Raw genomic sequence first — 18,724 nt, forward strand, 5'->3', positions numbered from 1 at the left:
AAATTCGAAGTCTGCCGTGACATCACGACGACCATGATCCATATCTGTTTAGTTCACATCATTCAGCGAAATACCAATCGCATCCGCTACACCTTTACCGTAGGCCGGATCAGCTTTTAGACAATTGCGAATATGACGTTTTTTTACTTCATCGTCTGCTCCGTCAATGGCCCTTGCCGTGTTTTCAAACAGCACTTGCTGTTTCTCTGGCGTCATCAAACGGAATAGATTGCCTGGTTGTGAATAGTAGTCATCATCATCTTCCCTAAAGTTCCAATGATCTGCAGCACCATTGATGGCTAACGGTGGTTCACTGAAATCAGGTTGTTCCTGCCATTCGCCATAGCTATTAGGTTCATAGCCTTTGGTACTTCCATAGTTGCCATCGACACGCATAGCGCCATCGCGATGATAGCTATGGTACGGACAGCGTGGCGTGTTCACCGGTATCTGATGGTGATTAACCCCTAATCTATATCTATGGGCATCACCGTAAGAAAACAACCGTCCATGCAACATTTTATCTGGCGAAAAACTAATACCCGGCACAACATTGGCAGGAGTAAATGCTGACTGCTCAACATCTGCATGGTAGTTTTCAGAATTACGATTAAGCTCCATCACGCCCACATCAATCAATGGATAGTCCTTATGTGGCCAGACTTTTGTCAGGTCAAATGGGTGAACGTGATAAGTGTCAGCATCCTTTTCCGGCATGACCTGAACTTTTAATTCCCAACGAGGATAATCAGCGCGATCAATTGCTTCTAGCAAATCCTTCTGATGGCTTTCACGATCTTCACCAACGAGTTTAGCCGCTTCTTCATCTGTTAGATTTTCAATGCCCTGCATACATTTGAAGTGAAATTTCACCCAAAACCGCTCGTTACTGGAATTGATAAAACTATAAGTATGGCTACCGAAACCATGCATATGGCGGTAACTTTTCGGCAAACCGCGATCACTCATTACAATCGTGACCTGATGGAGTGCTTCAGGTAATAAGGTCCAGAAATCCCAATTATTCTGGGCGCTACGCATGTTGGTTTTTGGATCACGTTTTACAGCATGATTGAGATCCGGAAATTTTAGAGGATCTCGTAAAAAGAAGACCGGCGTGTTATTGCCGACCATATCCCAATTACCTTCTTCGGTATAGAACTTGACAGCAAAGCCACGGATATCACGCTCTGCATCCGCTGCACCTCTCTCACCTGCTACGGTGGAAAAGCGTGCAAATAATTCCGTTTTTTTACCCACTTCAGAAAAGATTTTGGCACGTGTGTATTGCGTTATATCGTTCGTAACGGTGAATGTGCCAAAAGCACCCGAACCTTTAGCATGCATGCGTCTTTCTGGAATGACCTCACGGTCAAAGTGGGCCATTTTTTCGAGAAACCAGACATCCTGCATTAACAACGGGCCGCGTGGACCGGCTGTCATACTGTTCTGATTATCTACAACGGGTGCACCACCAATTGTTGTGAGTTTTGGTTTGTCTGCCATGTTCGCCTCCTTGAGGGCAATAAATAAGACCCATCTACGTGAGTTTTTCCCTACTATAGGTCAAAAAACCGAATCGGCAAAACAACTAATTCCAATATCAACAATCGGCTATGACGATTAATAATGATATTAAATGTCTAGTTAGCGTAACGAGCGATATTCACCTTCGCGACCATGCTTACTTAATACCAGCTGCCACAATTGGCCCTGTTTGGCTCGAAAGAATCCAGCACAGCTATGAAGATAGTATTTCCACATACGGTAAAACCGTTCGTCGTAATGCATTGATAAATCAGGCCAGGCTTTATCAAAATTTTCCCACCACGCCATCAGCGTTTTATCGTAATCAGTGCCGAAATTGTGCCAGTCTTCTATGACAAAACGACTATTCAGTACACCCGCCAATTCTTCAGCTGAAGGTAATTTTCCATTACGAAATATGTACTTATCAATCCATGGATCGACTTTTAATGAAGTGGCATAGATACCGATGGTATGTAGCAAGAAGAGTCCCTCGGGCTTTAACAACTTCAATGCACTTTCAAAATATACCGGATAGTTTTTAGGTCCCACATGTTCAAACATGCCAATGGATACAATCTTGTCGAATTGACCATTTAGATCACGATAATCCATTAATTCAATGGTGACCGGTAATCCTTCACAACGTTCGCGAGCCAATGTTTGCTGTTCTTTTGAAATAGTAATACCCAGGACTTCTACACCGTAGTGTTGGGCAGCATATTGGGCAAAGCTGCCCCAACCACAACCAATTTCTAACACTCGCTCACCGGGTTTAAGCATGAGTTTTCTACAGATTAAGTCCAGCTTGTCGATTTGTGCCTGAGCCAAATTATCTGCCTTGGCCCAATATCCGCAGGAATAACTCATAGTGGGATCGAGCATCGCCTGAAAAATATCATTACCAGTATCGTAGTGCTTTCTCCCTACTTCATAAGCGCGTTTACTGGTTTGACGATTGAATAAATTTTGTCTGAAAATTTCAAAATATAATCTGAATTTAGCCACACTCCCCAAATGCTTTTCGATATTGACTTTCAGTAAGCGATGAAACAACTCATCGAGTTCATGGCATTCCCACATGTTATCCATGTAGCTTTCACCGAAGCCAAGCGACCCTTGAGTCAAAATGCGGCGGTAGGCTCTAGAATCAAAAACCTGTATATCCCAAGGATGATCACCATTGAAACTGACGCCGGCCAGATCCGCCGCTTCTTTCAATATCGTAGGAGGAGCTACCGTTTGTGTTTGACTACGACGAGTTTCACTCAAATCTGCATGAGACAGTTTGGATGTTGAATCAGACATAGACGGTGTTTCTCCTCTACATTTTTGGGTTATTAACCTTACCTTAGCGTAAAAAATTGTTGCTTTGAATCAGCTAATTACTGATTTTTTTATTTTCCTGCATTACTCTACCAATTAAGCTGAACATATTTAAATTATAAAAATGAAGGGTTTAAGTTTGTTTGCTTAAAGTCAGCGATGGGAATGCCGATATAAAGCCAAATTGCTCCACAAAGCAGTTTGGCAAATCTTTATCACAATAATAGCTATAACAAAGCATGGAATAGAGGGGCAACATCATGAAAAAAAATCTTCCAATAACCAATAACGAAGTGCCTTATCCAGAAGGAGAAGAGATCATCTCCACTACCAGTCTCAAAGGCATCATCAACAGTTTTAACGATACCTTTCAGAAAATCAGTGGTTTTGAAGCAGAAGAACTGATCAATAAAAATCATAATGTCATTCGTCATCCGGAAATGCCGCCAGCTGCTTTTGATGATTTATGGAAATCAATGAAGTCCAATCATCATTGGATGGGTATTATTAAGAATCGTGTTAAAAATGGTGACCACTATTGGGTTGATGGTTATGTTAGTCCGGTGATTGAAAACGGCGATGTAATTGGCTACGAATCGGTTAGAACCAAACCCACACGAGAACGCGTTGAACGAGCAGAGAGAGTTTACGCCCGTCTCAATAATGGTAAATCGGCAATTGATGGCAGTTGGTTTTCTCGCTTGAATTTGCACTATCGTTTTTTATTGGCTCATTTATTAGCTCTGTTACTAGCTGTTGTTGTCGCCAGTTCTCTACTGCAAATTGCACCCTACAAATCAGCCATTATTGCTGCCATCGCAATAGTTATCTTTTTAGGCTTGTCAGTTTGGGCGTTTGCCCCTTTAAAACAAGCTGCTGCGAGTGCACGCGCAGAAATAAATAATCCATTGATGGCATTAATTTATACCGGCCGATCGGATGAAATCGGCCAAATCCAATTAACTGCTGAGTTTTTGAAAGGTCGTCTTGGGACTACGTTAGGCCGTATACGAGACTCTGCGGCCAGTATCGAACAAGAAGCCGATAACAGTGCAAAATCAGTTGCAGATATTCAATCGGCCATCCAACAACAAGCAATGCGAATGGGAGAAGTTGCGACTGCGATGACGGAGATGACCGCCAGCATTCAAGAAGTTGCTAATAACGCCGCTTACGCTGCCACTAAGGCACGAGAAACTGACGAGCTCTCTAAGAATGGTGTTTCCAGTGCTTCCAAAGCCGTCAATTCACTAAGTGATCTCAGTGCTGCTATTGGTAATATTTCTACCGTGGTTGCTCAGTTGGATAAAGATACCCGTAATATCGGTCAGATTATTGAGGTTATTACCAGCATTGCCGACCAAACAAATTTACTAGCTCTGAATGCTGCGATAGAGGCCGCTCGGGCAGGAGAACATGGACGTGGGTTTGCTGTTGTTGCTGAAGAAGTACGCTCCTTGGCCAGTAAAACACAACTTTCTACCCAGCAAATTCAGGATTTAATCGGCAAACTTAATGGTGCGGTGAAAGAAGCAGTGAAAGTAATGGAACAAAGTCAGCAAACCAGTGGAACCAGTGAGCTTCATGTTAAATCGTCTATTCAAGCGCTGGAAACCATCGCGAAGGAAGTGAGCAATATCAATGAACTGAATACTCAAATTGCCACTGCAGTTGAACAGCAAAGTAGTGTTAGTGAAGATATTAATCGTAATATCGTGCAAGTTAATGAAAGTGCCTCTCAAGTATCGCATGGCGCCGAAATTGCTGATAATGCTGCCAATGGCCTATCTACTCAATCACATCATATGAGCGATATGATTAAACGGTTTCAACAGGGCTAACTAATAATGTGCTGAAAACTAGTTAAGCTTAAATTAAGCCTGGATCTATACAATTTGATTTAGCTAAAGTGGCAGTGAAGACTAATTTTTAGGAAAAATATGCAACGTTCATTTGTTTCGGCATTCCGATTAATCGGTTTGATACTCATGTCAGGGTTTCTAGTAAGTCCTGTTATGGCTGACAATGTTAGTCATTCTGAAGCTCGAATACTGCGTGAGTCTGGAAAGATCCTGCCATTAGAAAGCATTATTGAAACGGCCAGAACCTATCGTAACGGTGAAGTTATTGATACCGAACTCGAACGAGATGACGGTATGTTGGTCTACGAAATTGAAATACTCGATGATCAAGGACGAGTCTGGGAACTTGAGTTTGACGCAACTAATGGCGACTTACTCGAACTGGAGCTGGACGATTAAAAATGCGAATACTGCTGGTTGAAGATGATATGCAAATGGGTCCAACACTACAGAATGCGCTTTCCCAAGCAGGTTATGCAGTCGACTTATCTGTTGATGGTATTGATGCTGAAGCGCTGGGTGACATTGAACCCTATGATTTAATTGTTCTGGATCTGGGTCTACCTAAACGCTCTGGCATGGAAGTTTTGCAAAACTGGCGTAGCCGCGATAATCATGTGCCGGTTGTGATCCTGACGGCCAGAGGCAGCTGGGAAGAAAAAGTTCAAGGCTTCAAAGCGGGTGCTGATGATTACGTCGCGAAACCTTTTCAAACCGAAGAATTGTTAGCCCGCATAAGTGCTGTATTAAAACGCAGTTCAGGTATCAGTGGCGGACCACTGCAGGTCGCAGGTTTGCAACTGGATGAAGATGCTCAATCGGTTCAACTAAGTAATGGCACTCAGTTTACTCTGACGGGTACTGAGTTTCGTTTATTACGTTATTTTATGTTGCACCCCGGCCAGGTGATCTCAAAAAGCCGCTTAACTGAACATGTCTATGAGTATGACAGTGACCGCGATAGTAATGTCATCGAGGTCTACGTCAACAGATTACGGCAAAAAGTGGGAACGGATTTGATTCAAACTCGCCGAGGGCAAGGTTATATTTTCGGTTCTGCATGATTTCTCTTAAACGCCGACTATCACTTGGTCTGACGTTTACTTTAAGCCTGTTGATCTTATTGCAGTGGGCTTTAATAACATTGGTGATTGAGCGCGTCACAGAAACACAATTACTGGAACGGCTCGAAAGTGAAAGTGAGGGTCTTCTCGCTAGTATCGAAATCTACCCGGATGGCTCGTTCGATCTCAATTCATTACGTCTAAGCAGCTTGTATCAACGCCCTTTCTCTGGACACTATTTTGTTGTTTGTACCGAGCAATCCTGCAAGCAATCTCGGTCTTTATGGGATGAATCGATAAATATTGAGCAACTCCCCAGCGGTCGTAAGCTCCAATCTTCCATGGTTGGTCCAAATGATGAACGTTTATTCACCTTACATCGTGGTTATTTTAAGCAGGATCACCGCCTTACCATTATGGTCGCTCAGAATATTAGTGAATTGCATGAGGATATTTTTCAGTTCCAAATGCTCTATTCGCTAGTCTCCGCCATTGGCTTGGCTTTATTGCTTTTTATTCAATGGCTAATTGTTGGCAAGGCGCTACAACCTTTGCAAAACATCCAAAAACAACTTTCGCGATTGCGTAAGGGTGAAACCGCAAAAATAGATGCGCAAGGGCCTGCAGAAATTCAGCCTATGATTGAAGAGCTGAACCGATTATTAAATACAATGACACGCAAAACTCAGCGTTCACGTGCAGCACTTGGTAATTTAGCTCACGCACTTAAAACCCGTTTAACGTTGCTCAACCAAACCGCTGAACACGCGTCTTTAAAAAATCTGCCGGAAATTCAAGTTTCTCTGAATCAAGTGAGCCGAGATATGGGGCAGGTTATTGAGAGAGAATTAAAACGGGCTCGTCTATTGGGTTCACCGATGCCTGGCCAGAAGGTTGAGCTTGAACATGAAATTGCTGAATTAAGCCGAACATTACAATTACTTTATCGCGAAAAATCTCCCATAATCGATTGGGAAATTGAGCCAGGCTTATTGTTTTTTGGCGATCGGGAAGACTTACTCGAGATGCTAGGCAACTTATTAGAAAATGCCTGCAAATGGTGTCGAAAAAGAGTCTATATAAGTGTTTATCAGAACCAAAACTGCTGTTTTGTCGTTGAAGATGATGGAATTGGCTGTGTTGAAAGTGAACTGTCGCAATTGGTACAGCGTGGTTTCAGAGCAGATGAATCAGTGCCAGGAAGTGGGCTAGGCCTGGCCATTGTGGCTGATATTGTTGAAAGTTATAGCGGCGAGATGCTGTTTAGTCGATCATCAATGGGTGGATTAAAAGTGGAAGTACGGTTGCCTTTGATCATATAAGGAACCCGCCTTAGCGGGTTCCTCAAAACTGTCTTTAGAACAAATCCCAATCTCTACTCACTTTTCTCACTTCACCTGTCTCAGCGTTGATATAGACATCCCACTCTTTACCATCTTTACCAAGTACTTCAATTTCATAGTCCCAGCCACCAAAAAATGAACGATTCTCCAGATCAATATCATCAACGATGCCAGGCTTGGCTTCCAAAGCAATTGCTTTTGCTTCCTCAACCCTAATAAGGCTTAATTGCTCACTTTTTGCATTCATTTCATTTATATCATCTGCGAAAGCTGGAAAACTTAATGCAGTTCCGACCAATGTGGATATTAGTAACTTTTTCATATCTAGCCTCTTTTTATTTATGATGACTAACGATATAAAAATAAAATTAAATCAAACTGAATTTTTAAATTATTTTAATTTTATTACACATAAAAAAACGGCCCGTCAAAGACGGGCCGCTGCTTTTTACGCTTAGACAGAATTAACTATCAATCACGGTCTACTTTACGAAGTTCACCGGTTTTGGCATGAACATCAATGTCCCATTCAGTGCCATCTTCTTGGACAACTTCAATTTCATATTCCCAGCCACCACCGTTATCAATATCATCTAATTCAATATCAGTTACGATGCCAGATTTTTCTTTTAAAGCGATATTTTTCGCTTCTTCAGCGCTTATCAAACCGAATTTTTCGGCTTGCATCTTCATCGTCGCCATATCATCATCTGCCATAGCTGTCGCTGTTGACAAAGTTAATGCTGAAGCGAGTAATGTTGCTAAAGTCATTTTGTTTAAATTTTTCATTTTTTGGTACTCCTTTCCGATTAAGGTGGCTCCACTTTACAAAACCAAACTTAAATCAAACTGAATAAAATTAATTTTTAATTTCAGGGTTTAAATTTCGTTGCTCGGCATGCTCTAAAGCAAACTCATATAAATCGACTAAGTCTGTTTCTGCTACATCTATGACTGCATCCATTTTTGAAAGTGCCCAATGAAAGTCCTCTTCATTTAGCAGCGTTTTATTGTTGGTTTGACTCATAAATTGATCATGATGTTTATGGTGGTTATCCCGATGTGGATAATGCCGACCTGGCAGCAAATTATTAATCAGTAAGGATAAGATCAGCAGGCTTGCTGCATTGATAGAGACAATCGCATAGACAAAATGCCAAGCGATACTGCTTTGCTCTGGCAATCCGATGACCGCAATCATAGCGGTAGCAGCAGCGGGCGGATGTAACGCATGCAAAAAATGCATTAAAAATACCGATAAACCCACCGCCAAGGCGGTTGCCATCACCGGTTCAGCTATCCAATAGTTACAACTCACTCCCATTACAGCAGCAATTAAATGACCGGCCATTAACGGCCAAGGCTGCGCCATGGGACTATGCGGCACAACAAATAGTAGGAAGGTTGATGCCCCCATTGAAGCAAGTACTAATAACTCCATTTGTAGTGTCAATTGTAATTGGCCGACGAGAGTCATTAATAACCAAATGGCGGTAAACGCACCCAAGCTTGCGTTTAGCTTCTCTTTTAGTTTTGGATGATTATGTATTGCACGTTGCTGCATTTTTTGCAGCCAATTGGATAGCTTCATTGCTTATTCAGATTTCGGTTAGTAGTGGATAAAAACCGCTTATCTGCTTCGTTGCAAGATAAGCGGATACATATACTGGTGAGTTAGTTCAAATAGTGAGTGTTTGAGTTGTTCCAAAGAATTCTGCAAATATTGAGGTACTGGCAACACCACGCTGCTGAAGTAATGCCATCGTGCTTTGCATCATGGTGGTCGGACCACACAAGTAATACTGTGCTTGAGGGTTGGGTAGCAATTGCTCCAACAAAGCCCCATCAAGATAACCTTCGCTTTGATGCACTTTAGTGGATGATGTGTTTGTAGATGGTTGGCTTAGGCGAATATGCCAATCAAAATTTTGATAGGTGTGGGCTAAAACCGACAGTTCTTCATAGAACGCTAATACTTCTTGGTTTCTGGCCAATTGAATGAGCACAAAGGGTCGTTGGTGGTCGTGTTTTAAACCGCTATGCAACATGGCTAGCAAAGGCGTGATACCAACACCTCCGGCAATAAACACTACTGGTCGCTGTTGGGAGGAGGATGGTTTTAAAGTAAATTCACCACAGGGCGGCCCCACCAGCACCTGGTCGCCTTCTTTAAAGTTATTATGCAACTGGTTTGATACGACGCCATGGTAGTCATTTGCTGTTTCTTTCTTAACACTAATTCGAAAGTAATCTTCTCTTGGCGCTGTAGACAAACTATAATTTCGCATCGCTTGGCTACCGTCGGCCAAAGTTACCTTCAGGGTGATGTATTGGCCTGGTAAATATGGTTGTATGGGATGTTGATCAGTAGGACAGAGATAAAAAGAAGTGATATTGCTACTTTCAACTTGACGTCGAATCAGCGTAAACGGTTTAAAACCTTGCCAGCCATGTATTGTTTCTTGTTGATGGTATAACTCATCTTCTCTATCAATGAAAACACCAGCCAAAATGCCGTAAGCATCAGCCCAGGCATCAATAACGTCATCTGTTGCAGCCTCACCCAATACTTCACTCAGTGTAACCAATAAATTCTCCCCAACGATGGGGTAATGTTCCGGCTTGATGCCTAATGAAACATGCTTTTGAGCAATTAACTCAATTGTCTGCCGCAATTTTTCAGGATCATTAGCATGTTGAGCGTACGCACAGATTGCCGCTGCCAACGCGCGTTGTTGCGTTCCGTCATGTTGATGTGCCGGATTAAAAAAAGCTTTTACTTCCGGATGATTACGGAACATATTTTTGTAAAAACAGTCAGCTAATTCTTCGCCATGCTGCTCTAAAACAGGCACCGTTTGACGGATAATATCGAAAGTTTCTGGCTTCATTGCCGAACTCCTATTGTCTAAACAGGCATTTTACATGCCTGTTTAAAAACGCATAGTATTGGTCCATCTTTTAGGAGTCAATGAATAATGCAACTCACCACGCATACTGATTATGCGCTTAGATTATTGGTGTACTTGGCAATACATCACGGGAAACAGCCCGCAACAATTCAGGATGCAGCGTCGCGCTTTGGTATTTCATCCAATCACCTGGCTAAAGTTGCTCAAACGTTGGTCCAGCATGGTTATATCGTTAGCCATCGAGGTCGTGGTGGTGGCTTGAAGCTGGCGCTCCCGATTGGTGATATTGGTATCGGAAAGCTGGTTCGTAAAACCGAAAACTTGCAATTACTGCCCTGCTTTAGTGATGAAATTGTTTGCCCAATTCAACCCGCATGCATATTAAGAAATGCATTGCATAAGGCCCAGGCGGCCTTTTTAAAAGTCTTGGATGATTACACTTTGGCTGATGTAATTTTCAATAAAGATCGTTTACAGGAACTGCTGGAAATACCGGAATCCGCATGAGCTCCTGGCAACAATGGCGAAACGAACAACGCTATCGTTTAACGCAACAACGGCTTGAGCTGGTAAGTGATCTTCGTCTGCTACATCAGGTGGCGCTATTTAAAAAATTACAGACAGTTCTTGATCCCCTACCTAAAGGCATAATCGGTTTCTATTGGCCGGTTCGCGGCGAAATTGATTGCCGCGATTTTATTTGTGGACTTATCAAACAAGGTTGGCAAGCGGCTTTGCCTAAAATCATCGATTCCAAACAAGCTCTGCAATTTCGTCGCTGGAGTCCAGAATCCATCATGCAAGCGGAAGTATGGGACATTCCGGTTCCCCAAAATACCGCAGTCACTCAACCAGATGTGCTCATTATTCCGTTGGTGGGCTTTGATAACGAACTTCATCGTTTAGGTAACGGCGGTGGTTTTTATGATCGAACCTTAGCCGTTTCTGCGAAACCTTTAAGCATTGGTATTGGCTATCAATGGATGCAACTTAATAGTATTCACCCGCAGCCGCATGATGTGCCAATGGATCTTATTGTCACCGAAGAAAATATTTATCCGTAATATTTTTCTCTTAACTATTCACTAGCCAAAAAAGTCTTTTGGAAGACTAAATATTAAAAGCATGTGACGCTCCGTGCGTTTACAGTATATTCATCGCTTGAAGTGCGTTTTTATCACTTAGAGCCGGATGACTGGAGTCATCTTTATATGAATCAGACGATTAGCCGATTGATTAATAGTTCAGCCTTTGATTGGCTGATTTATTTATTGCTATTAATCGTTTTTCTGGCTGATAGATACACGATTCCAGTCTTTGCGCATGGGGTGTTGTATACCCCCATCCTTATGCTATCTGGTATTGGCAACAGTCTCCGTCGCCTTACGACGACATTCTTAATTTGTATCATATTGGTTTGGGCGGGCATGTTTATTATGCCTGCCGGTCAGGAAACCTTTTTTCAAACCCAAACTATCGCCAACCGTATACTCGCCACGTTGGCTTTAATGACGATCTTTTTGCTCAGCAGCTTCACTATTCGCGCGCAACAGCAACAAGCCAAAAACCAGCAACAACTCAAGCTCGCCGCCAATATTGCAAAATTAGGCTATTGGCAAATCGATAACTCTGGTCAACTACTGCTAAGTCCAGAAGCTGCCCAACTGCTTAATCAAAATAATCTCGGCAAAATTTCGCCAACTCAATTTGTTTCCTTGTTTGTTGATAAGCAACAAAAAGATCTGCAACAGGCATTAAATAACACCTTAAAAAATAAAAAACCTCTGGATGGTGAGTTCTCACTGGCTGTGAACAATGGACCATATCGCCTCAGGATCATGGCTTACCATGACGATCAGTTGCTTAATGAAATTCAAGGCATCATTCAGGATGTTCATCAAAATAAACTTGTTGAAGCAAATCTGGCGGAAGAACAACGTCGCTTTAATTATTTGGCTGAAAGCACACTGCAATTTATGTGGTCGGTCTCAGCTGAAGGTGTAATTGATTCGGTTTCTCTTCTTACCACCGAGTATTTTGGAAAAACTGAAGCGTATATTCTGAATAACTGGATTGAGTTAGTGCACCCGGATGATCAGCAAAGAGTCCATGAACGCTGGTTTCATTCCATAAAAACTGGGGATGCCTATTCTGACGAATTTCGCCTGCGCCGTTTTGATGGAGAATATAAATGGTTTTTGGCTCAGGCCAGCGCCATTCGTGATGAGCAAGGGCAAATCACTAAATGGTATGGGTCGAGTATCAATATCCATCAAACCAAAATGCTTCAACATCAAAGTGAAGTGTTATCTCAGCAATTACAAAATACGCTGGACAGTATCACCGATGCCTTTTTTACATTAAGTACCGATTTGCGTTTTAGTTATGTGAATAACCAAGCAATGTCCTTATTTAACATGACGCGCTCATCGTTATTGGATCATAAAGGAATTGAAAACACCGATATTGATCCTGCTGGTTTATTGGTTAAAAAATTGTCTTCAGCGCTATTGCAACAGCAGGTAATTTCTTTTGAACATTTATATGAAGCCAGACAACTGTGGTTAGATATCAGAATTTATCCGTCAAGCAATGGTTTAACGGTTTATCTGCGAGATATCACTCGTCAACGCAGAGAAGGTGAGGAGCTTAAGCTATTACGTAGCGCCGTATCACAACTCAATGATGTAGTGATTATTACCGAAGCTTCTCGCTACTCGCATGAAAAACCCAATATCGTCTTCGTGAACAGTGCTTTTGAACGTATAACCGGTTACAACCGCCAGGAAGTCATTGGTAAAACCCTACAAATATTGCATGGGCCCAAAACTGAAAAAAATGAACTCCGCAAAATTAAGGCTGCTTATAGCACTTGGCAACCCATTCGAGCTCAACTGACGCAGTATCATAAAAGTGGTCGGGAGATAGTGTTAGAACTAAATAGCGTCCCAATTGGATTAACTGCGGGTTGGTATACCCATTGGGTATCTGTAGAACGTGATATCACCGAAGAAAGACATTTACAACAACAATTACAACTCGCTCAACGTATGGAAGCGATCGGACAATTAACGGGCGGTATAGCCCATGATTTCAATAATCTGTTAACCGTCATCACCGGTAATACAGAACTATTAATTGATCAGTTGTCCGACAGCCCCTCTCTGCAACCTCTTGCCAAACTTATCAGCAGCGCCGCTGAACGTGGAGCTGGGTTAACGCGTAACCTGCTGGCATTTGCCAGGCGACAACCCTTGTCACCTGAAGCCGTGAATATCAACATGCTGATCCGTAACATGGAAGCATTATTACGAAGTTCTCTGGGGCAAAAATATCAGTTGGATATGAATCTCAGCAGTGACATTTGGCCAGTGATGATTGATCCGGTTCAACTGGAGAGCAGTTTATTAAACCTGACAATCAATGCGCGTGATGCCATGCCTGAGGGCGGTACACTAATGATAAGCACTGAACGATTTACTCTGTTGGAGCAGCAAAAAACATCTCAAAATGATTTAGAAGCAGGGGAATACGTAAAAATTGATGTGCTGGATAACGGTGATGGCATACCAAAAGATTTACTAGACAAAGTGTTTGAACCTTTTTTTACCACTAAACCCACTGGTAAAGGCAGTGGCTTGGGGTTAAGTATGGTGTTTGGTTTTATCAAACAATCCGGTGGACATATTCAGGTTCAGTCTGAAATTGGTCACGGCACACGGTTTCAACTGTTTATTCCTCATACAGATACAGTCACACCAGCTCCAGTCCTGCATGATATAGAAACTCCAATATCGGTAGAGAATTCTCAACAAACCATACTGGTTGTTGAGGACAATGATTTGGTCCGGCAATATGCTATTGCGCAGCTACGGGACGCAGGTTATCAGGTATTAGCCGCTGCAGATGGCAATCAGGCGTTAAACTGGCTTGCGTCTGCACAACAAATTGATTTACTGTTCACAGACGTGCTCATGCCTGGTGGACTAAGTGGTTTCGAACTGGTTCAACAAGCCAAGCAGCTTCGAAAAAATCTGCCCGTTCTTTATACCTCTGGGTACACTGAAAATGTATTAACCGATGTGCAAGGCGAAACTGGCAGTATTGCTATTTTAAATAAGCCTTATCATCGTGCAGCACTAATAAATAGAGTCGCCCAAATGCTGAATTATAAGACCTGAGAGATTAATACATGTCGGAGCATAAACTGCTAATACTGGATGACGACGAACTGACCGGAGAAACCATCCGTAATGTCGCCGAATTCGCCGGTATGTCAGTAAAAGTGACCACCAACGCAATTAATTTTTTTAGTTTATTAAACGAATGGCAGCCTACGCATATTGCACTTGACCTCATCATGCCGGATATGGATGGTGTGGAGGTTCTGGGAGCATTAGGTGAGCAACTGGTTACTGCCAAAATTATTATCACCAGTGGTGTGGGTCATCAGGTACTACAAGCCGCAGCACGCTCCGCTGCGGCACACGGATTAAACATTGTCGGCATTTTGCCCAAACCGTTTAATCCGAAAGCTTTTCGAGAAATGATCGATTTACCATCACTAAATCCCTCTGATTTGCTTGATGGGCAGCATCTGCAAAGCAAACCGAGCATGCCCGCCATTACCGCAATGGATGTGGAGAAAGCGATTAAAAATCGCGAAATCACGCTGGCGTATCAACCTAAAGTGGGCTGTATTAGTGGCGCGTTAATGGGGTTTGAGGCACTGGCACGTTGGCATCATGCCGAACATGGCTTTGTTGCTCCCGACGTGTTTATTGCCATTGCCGAACAAAACAATCTCATCGACGATCTGACGTTACTGGTTTTCGAGCAAGCATTGCCTTGGTTTAGTCAGTTTTGCCAGCAACAACGATTAAATCCCATCACCGCTCAAGCCAGTCAATTAATCTGTTCCATTAATATTTCTGCCTTATCATTGCGTAATCTGACCTTGTTTAATCAGATCGAAGCCTTGTGTGAATTACATGCTGTAAAACTGCATACCATCATGCTTGAACTCACTGAAACGGGTGCGATGGACGACCCCGTGGCTTCATTGGATATCCTCACTAGATTAAGGATGAAAGGCTTTCAATTGTCGATTGATGATTTTGGAACGGGTTTTTCGTCGATGCTGCAATTGGTCCGCATGCCCTTTTCCGAGGTAAAAGTCGATAAATCCTTTGTGATGACCGCGCAGCAATCACGCGAATCCAGATTAGTCATTCAAGCCATAATTGAACTAGCACACAGCCTTGATATGAAAGTCATTGCTGAAGGCATTGAAGACTACGCTACCTTGCAGTTCTTACAGCAGCAAGGCTGTGATAAAGCTCAGGGTTACTTTATCGGCAGACCGATTCCTGCTGATCAGATTGACCAATGGCTACAACAACGTAAATTGGCTTTAGAACAACAAAGACTGAAAGCGCTGGAATCTTTGAATATTATGGATACCTGTGCTGAACAACGATTTGATCGAATAACCCGATTGGCAAAACGCATGTTCGATGTACCAATTGCTCTGATTACATTGCTGGATTCGGAAAGACAGTGGTTCAAATCAAAAGTAGGCGTCGACATCAGTGAAACTGCTCGAGATCATGCCTTTTGTAACTACACTATTGAGCAAGAAAAAAGCTTTATAGTGAATGACGCTGCTATTGACCCTAGATTCTCTGATAATCCTTTGGTTGTGAATGCCCCCCATATACGTTTTTATGCTGGTTTTCCTTTCCGGGCTCCAAGCGGAGAAATGTTGGGATCGTTATGTTTGATTGATACTAAACCCCGTTATATCAGTGAAAAGGACTCCCGCTTATTAGCTGGGCTGGCGCTGATGGTAGAAGAAGAAATCGCTACCAATCAGCTGCTATGTGAAGATCATTTAACTGGTTTATTGAATAGAAGAGGTTTCGAGTTTCGGGCAAATCATATTTTACAAATGTGCCGAAACCTGGGCTGTGAAGCGTCGTTGATCTACTTTGATTTGGATAACTTTAATTTAATCAATGATAGCCACGGACATCCAGCTGGCGATAATGCATTACTGCAATTCTCCAGATTATTAAACAATACTTTTCGTGATTCTGATTTAATCGGACGAATTGGTGGTGATGAGTTTGTTGTATTGATGGTCAATCAGAATGACACTGATCAATCAACGATTCTGCAACGGCTCTCCAGTATTGTGGATGGTTATAATCAGTCCATCCATAGTGATATTCATCTGCATTACAGTTTTGGCATTACCACCACTAAATCATTAAGTGATTATGATCTTCAACAGCTCTACACACTTGCTGACGAAGCAATGTATCGAAACAAACGCCATGGACATCAACTAAATATGGCAATTGATATTAATAGTCAGTCGCTATAACAATCGTTTTTTTCGATTAAATCAACCTGAATAAGTTGTTTTATTAATCAACTTAATTTCGCTACACTGCTCGCAACTGAATAAATGTTCAGGTCACAACCACCCCAAAAGGAGATTTTTAACATGACTAAACGCGTCCCTAACGTCGTATTTAAAACCCGCGTACGTGATGAAAGCATTGGCGGAGATAATCCATTCCGTTGGCAGGATGTCACCACTGACGATATTTTCAAAGGCAAAAATGTCATCGTATTTGCTCTGCCCGGTGCATTTACCCCAACCTGCTCAAGTAGCCATTTGCCTGGTTACGAAGAACATTATGAAGAGCTGAAAGCCAAAGGCATTGATGAAGTTTATTGTTTGTCCGTTAATGATGCGTTCACCATGTTCCAATGGGGAAAACGTCAGGAAGTAAATAAAGTGAAATTACTTCCAGATGGTAATGGTGAATTTTCCCGCGGCATGAACATGTTGGTGAAAAAAGAAAATCTAGGTTTTGGTGAACGTTCATGGCGTTATTCAATGCACGTGGTCGATGGTGAAATCAAACAATTGTTTGCTGAACCGGGCCAAATGGATAACTGCCCTGATGACCCATTTGAGGTTAGTGGTGTCGATACGATGCTGGATTATTTGAACAAACAGTAACATCGCTTAGCCATGATTCACCGGGTCTGCAATAGTCTCAGGCCCGGTGTTTTTTTGCAAAGTTAAGCAGTAAACAGGAGTTTTACAGATGAAATATGATTACGATTTATTTGTTATTGGTGCCGGTTCCGGCGGCGTTAGAGCCAGCCGCATGGCGGCATCATATGGTGCAAAAGTCGCGGTATGCGAAGATCGTTATCTGGGTGGAACCTGCGTCAATGTAGGTTGCGTGCCCAAAAAACTCTATGTTTATGCTTCTGAATATTCAGCTCACTTTAAGGATGCTAAAGGTTTTGGCTGGCAAGTTGATAAACCAGCTTTTGATTGGCCAACGTTACGAGACCATAAAACAGACGAAATAAGCCGATTGAATGGTGTCTATGAAGGCATTTTGGATCGTGCAGGCGTCGAGATCATTAATGGTAGAGGGAAAATCATTGATGCACACACCGTTGAAGTTAATGGTAAAAAAATCACTACGGAACGAATTTTAATTGCCACCGGCGGCTGGCCCTTTATTCCGGATATTCCAGGTAAAACCCATGCTGTAGACTCAAACGGCATATTTGATTTGGCAGAATTCCCCCATCGTTTAGCCGTAGTGGGCGGTGGTTATATTGCTGTTGAATTTGCTGGTATTTTTCATGGTTTAGGCTCACAAGTCACTCAACTGGTTCGCGGTGGTGGATTATTAAATGGGTTTGATAAAGAAACGGCTGAGTTTGCTGCTGAGCAGATTCAGCAAAATGGCGTACATATCCATTTCAATACTGAAGTGAAATCCATCAAAAAACAGTCGGATGGTAGCTTATATTTAACGATGACTGATGGTCAGCATTTAACGGTTGATGCTGTGTTGTTTGCCACTGGTAGAAAGCCCCATCTGGATGGGTTGGGACTGGAAAATGTGGATATCAAACTTAGTAACAGCGGACATATTGCGGTGAATGAGACATTTCAAACCTCTGAGCCGAGCATCTATGCACTAGGTGATGTCACGGGGGGTATTGAACTTACGCCGGTAGCCTTAGCTGAAGGCATGGCTTTAGCTGGATTTTTGTTTGATGAACAACCTTGCAAGGTAGATTACAGCAATATTGCCACTACCGTATTTTGCCAACCCAATATCGGTACGGTGGGCATGACGGAAGAGCAGGCACGGAAGGAATATTCCAATGTATTAAAATTCCGTTCCAATTTCCGCGCCATGAAACACACCTTAGGTGGTTCGCAGGAACGTACTTTAATGAAGTTACTGGTCGATGGGGATACCGATAAAGTCTTGGGTGCTCATATGGTTGGCGACCACGCAGGAGAAATTATGCAAGGTATTGCCATTGCGATTAAATGCGGGGCAACCAAAGTAGATTTCGATGCAACGATTGGGATTCACCCCACTGCTGCTGAAGAATTTGTCACCATGCGCACACCGGTAAGTGATTAATCAGGAAAATCCTGAGTTGCTTCGGGGTTTTCACTGAGGTTTTAATTGTTTGAACGCGATAATCTATACCTAAGTCAGCAAAAGCTGATAACAAACAACAGGAGAAATATTATGTGGGCTAAACCAGAATATTCAGACATGCGTTTCGGTTTCGAAGTAACAATGTACATCTGTAACCGTTAATACGCATAGTAAAAATAAAAAAGCCTC

At 42.5% G+C, this 18,724-nt stretch carries 17 protein-coding genes; 11 read left to right on the forward strand and 6 right to left on the reverse strand.

All coding sequences use genetic code 11. The features are described from left to right. Positions 1-48: 48 nt before the first annotated feature. Together ACN0V2_RS09155 and cfa are read right to left on the reverse strand one after the other, a co-directional pair. Positions 49-1,506 carry a catalase gene (locus tag ACN0V2_RS09155; RefSeq protein WP_417550507.1) on the reverse strand — a complete coding sequence of 486 codons (1,458 nt, stop codon included), beginning with the start codon at positions 1,504-1,506 and terminating at the stop codon, positions 49-51. Positions 1,507-1,647: 141 nt separating this feature from the next. Then, on the reverse strand, positions 1,648-2,835 hold the full coding sequence (gene cfa / locus ACN0V2_RS09160) for a cyclopropane fatty acyl phospholipid synthase (RefSeq protein WP_417550508.1): 1,188 nt from the start codon (positions 2,833-2,835) through the stop codon (positions 1,648-1,650). Positions 2,836-3,113: 278 nt separating this feature from the next. Between cfa and ACN0V2_RS09165 the strand changes: the two genes are divergently transcribed. The 4 genes from ACN0V2_RS09165 (at position 3,114) to ACN0V2_RS09180 (ending at position 7,101) form a co-directional block, all read left to right on the forward strand. Beyond that, positions 3,114-4,694, forward strand: a complete 1,581-nt coding sequence (locus ACN0V2_RS09165) for a methyl-accepting chemotaxis protein (protein ID WP_417550509.1) — start codon at positions 3,114-3,116, stop codon at positions 4,692-4,694. Positions 4,695-4,793: 99 nt separating this feature from the next. Then, positions 4,794-5,114 (forward strand): PepSY domain-containing protein, encoded by a 321-nt coding sequence (locus tag ACN0V2_RS09170; RefSeq protein WP_417550510.1) that lies wholly within the window; start codon positions 4,794-4,796, stop codon positions 5,112-5,114. 2 nt (positions 5,115-5,116) lie between these two features. Beyond that, the gene (locus tag ACN0V2_RS09175; RefSeq protein WP_417550511.1) at positions 5,117-5,779 is read left to right on the forward strand and encodes a response regulator transcription factor; all 663 of its coding nucleotides are present in this window, start codon (positions 5,117-5,119) and stop codon (positions 5,777-5,779) included. Beyond that, positions 5,776-7,101, forward strand: a complete 1,326-nt coding sequence (locus ACN0V2_RS09180; protein ID WP_417550512.1) for an ATP-binding protein — start codon at positions 5,776-5,778, stop codon at positions 7,099-7,101. Before ACN0V2_RS09175 ends, ACN0V2_RS09180 begins: the two co-directional genes overlap by 4 nt. A 34-nt stretch (positions 7,102-7,135) precedes the next feature. Here the strand turns inward: ACN0V2_RS09180 and ACN0V2_RS09185 are convergent, their stop codons facing one another. The 4 genes from ACN0V2_RS09185 to hmpA all read right to left on the reverse strand — a co-directional run bounded on the left by ACN0V2_RS09185 (position 7,136) and on the right by hmpA (position 10,013). After that, positions 7,136-7,444 (reverse strand): PepSY domain-containing protein, encoded by a 309-nt coding sequence (locus tag ACN0V2_RS09185; protein WP_417550513.1) that lies wholly within the window; start codon positions 7,442-7,444, stop codon positions 7,136-7,138. A gap of 149 nt (positions 7,445-7,593) precedes the next feature. Further along, positions 7,594-7,911, reverse strand: a complete 318-nt coding sequence (locus tag ACN0V2_RS09190; RefSeq protein WP_417550514.1) for a PepSY domain-containing protein — start codon at positions 7,909-7,911, stop codon at positions 7,594-7,596. Between the two features lie 70 nt (positions 7,912-7,981). Further along, positions 7,982-8,713 (reverse strand): HPP family protein, encoded by a 732-nt coding sequence (locus ACN0V2_RS09195; RefSeq protein WP_417550515.1) that lies wholly within the window; start codon positions 8,711-8,713, stop codon positions 7,982-7,984. Between the two features lie 88 nt (positions 8,714-8,801). After that, complete coding sequence (gene hmpA / locus ACN0V2_RS09200; protein WP_417550516.1) at positions 8,802-10,013, reverse strand: NO-inducible flavohemoprotein; 1,212 nt, start codon at positions 10,011-10,013, stop codon at positions 8,802-8,804. A gap of 87 nt (positions 10,014-10,100) precedes the next feature. On the opposite strand from hmpA, the gene ACN0V2_RS09205 reads away from it, so the two are divergent. From ACN0V2_RS09205 to pqqA, 7 genes are all read left to right on the forward strand, one after another. Further along, a complete protein-coding gene (locus ACN0V2_RS09205; protein ID WP_417550517.1) occupies positions 10,101-10,541 on the forward strand; it encodes an RrF2 family transcriptional regulator in 441 nt (146 codons plus the stop codon). Further along, positions 10,538-11,098 carry a 5-formyltetrahydrofolate cyclo-ligase gene (locus tag ACN0V2_RS09210; RefSeq protein ID WP_417550518.1) on the forward strand — a complete coding sequence of 187 codons (561 nt, stop codon included), beginning with the start codon at positions 10,538-10,540 and terminating at the stop codon, positions 11,096-11,098. Before ACN0V2_RS09205 ends, ACN0V2_RS09210 begins: the two co-directional genes overlap by 4 nt. Positions 11,099-11,245: 147 nt before the next feature. After that, a complete protein-coding gene (locus tag ACN0V2_RS09215; protein ID WP_417550519.1) occupies positions 11,246-14,215 on the forward strand; it encodes a PAS domain S-box protein in 2,970 nt (989 codons plus the stop codon). A gap of 11 nt (positions 14,216-14,226) precedes the next feature. Then, positions 14,227-16,422, forward strand: coding sequence for an EAL domain-containing protein (locus ACN0V2_RS09220; RefSeq protein WP_417550520.1), 2,196 nt, complete (start codon positions 14,227-14,229; stop codon positions 16,420-16,422). A 123-nt stretch (positions 16,423-16,545) separates the two neighbouring features. After that, positions 16,546-17,070, forward strand: a complete 525-nt coding sequence (locus ACN0V2_RS09225) for a peroxiredoxin (protein WP_417550521.1) — start codon at positions 16,546-16,548, stop codon at positions 17,068-17,070. Positions 17,071-17,158: 88 nt separating this feature from the next. Then, entirely contained in the window at positions 17,159-18,514 is a 1,356-nt protein-coding gene (gene gorA / locus ACN0V2_RS09230) for a glutathione-disulfide reductase (protein WP_417550522.1), read from the forward strand. A gap of 111 nt (positions 18,515-18,625) precedes the next feature. After that, the gene (gene pqqA / locus ACN0V2_RS09235) at positions 18,626-18,697 is read left to right on the forward strand and encodes a pyrroloquinoline quinone precursor peptide PqqA (RefSeq protein ID WP_417550567.1); all 72 of its coding nucleotides are present in this window, start codon (positions 18,626-18,628) and stop codon (positions 18,695-18,697) included. The last annotated feature ends 27 nt before the right edge of the window (positions 18,698-18,724 follow it).

Origin of the sequence: Methylophaga sp., from assembly GCF_048266885.1 — a bacterium.
In the GTDB taxonomy this organism is placed as follows: domain Bacteria; phylum Pseudomonadota; class Gammaproteobacteria; order Nitrosococcales; family Methylophagaceae; genus Methylophaga.

What these genes read in the sequence shown, in the direction of transcription:
- ACN0V2_RS09190 (WP_417550514.1), bottom strand. Translation starts at nt 7,911, where the DNA reads ATGAAAAATTTAAACAAAATGACTTTAGCAACATTACTCGCTTCAGCA.
- ACN0V2_RS09180 (WP_417550512.1), top strand. Translation starts at nt 5,776, where the DNA reads ATGATTTCTCTTAAACGCCGACTATCACTTGGTCTGACGTTTACTTTA.
- ACN0V2_RS09170 (WP_417550510.1), top strand. Translation starts at nt 4,794, where the DNA reads ATGCAACGTTCATTTGTTTCGGCATTCCGATTAATCGGTTTGATACTC.
- ACN0V2_RS09175 (WP_417550511.1), top strand. Translation starts at nt 5,117, where the DNA reads ATGCGAATACTGCTGGTTGAAGATGATATGCAAATGGGTCCAACACTA.
- ACN0V2_RS09165 (WP_417550509.1), top strand. Translation starts at nt 3,114, where the DNA reads ATGAAAAAAAATCTTCCAATAACCAATAACGAAGTGCCTTATCCAGAA.
- cfa (WP_417550508.1), bottom strand. Translation starts at nt 2,835, where the DNA reads ATGTCTGATTCAACATCCAAACTGTCTCATGCAGATTTGAGTGAAACT.
- ACN0V2_RS09225 (WP_417550521.1), top strand. Translation starts at nt 16,546, where the DNA reads ATGACTAAACGCGTCCCTAACGTCGTATTTAAAACCCGCGTACGTGAT.
- ACN0V2_RS09205 (WP_417550517.1), top strand. Translation starts at nt 10,101, where the DNA reads ATGCAACTCACCACGCATACTGATTATGCGCTTAGATTATTGGTGTAC.
- ACN0V2_RS09185 (WP_417550513.1), bottom strand. Translation starts at nt 7,444, where the DNA reads ATGAAAAAGTTACTAATATCCACATTGGTCGGAACTGCATTAAGTTTT.
- gorA (WP_417550522.1), top strand. Translation starts at nt 17,159, where the DNA reads ATGAAATATGATTACGATTTATTTGTTATTGGTGCCGGTTCCGGCGGC.
- ACN0V2_RS09220 (WP_417550520.1), top strand. Translation starts at nt 14,227, where the DNA reads ATGTCGGAGCATAAACTGCTAATACTGGATGACGACGAACTGACCGGA.
- hmpA (WP_417550516.1), bottom strand. Translation starts at nt 10,013, where the DNA reads ATGAAGCCAGAAACTTTCGATATTATCCGTCAAACGGTGCCTGTTTTA.
- ACN0V2_RS09195 (WP_417550515.1), bottom strand. Translation starts at nt 8,713, where the DNA reads ATGAAGCTATCCAATTGGCTGCAAAAAATGCAGCAACGTGCAATACAT.
- ACN0V2_RS09155 (WP_417550507.1), bottom strand. Translation starts at nt 1,506, where the DNA reads ATGGCAGACAAACCAAAACTCACAACAATTGGTGGTGCACCCGTTGTA.
- ACN0V2_RS09215 (WP_417550519.1), top strand. Translation starts at nt 11,246, where the DNA reads ATGAATCAGACGATTAGCCGATTGATTAATAGTTCAGCCTTTGATTGG.
- ACN0V2_RS09210 (WP_417550518.1), top strand. Translation starts at nt 10,538, where the DNA reads ATGAGCTCCTGGCAACAATGGCGAAACGAACAACGCTATCGTTTAACG.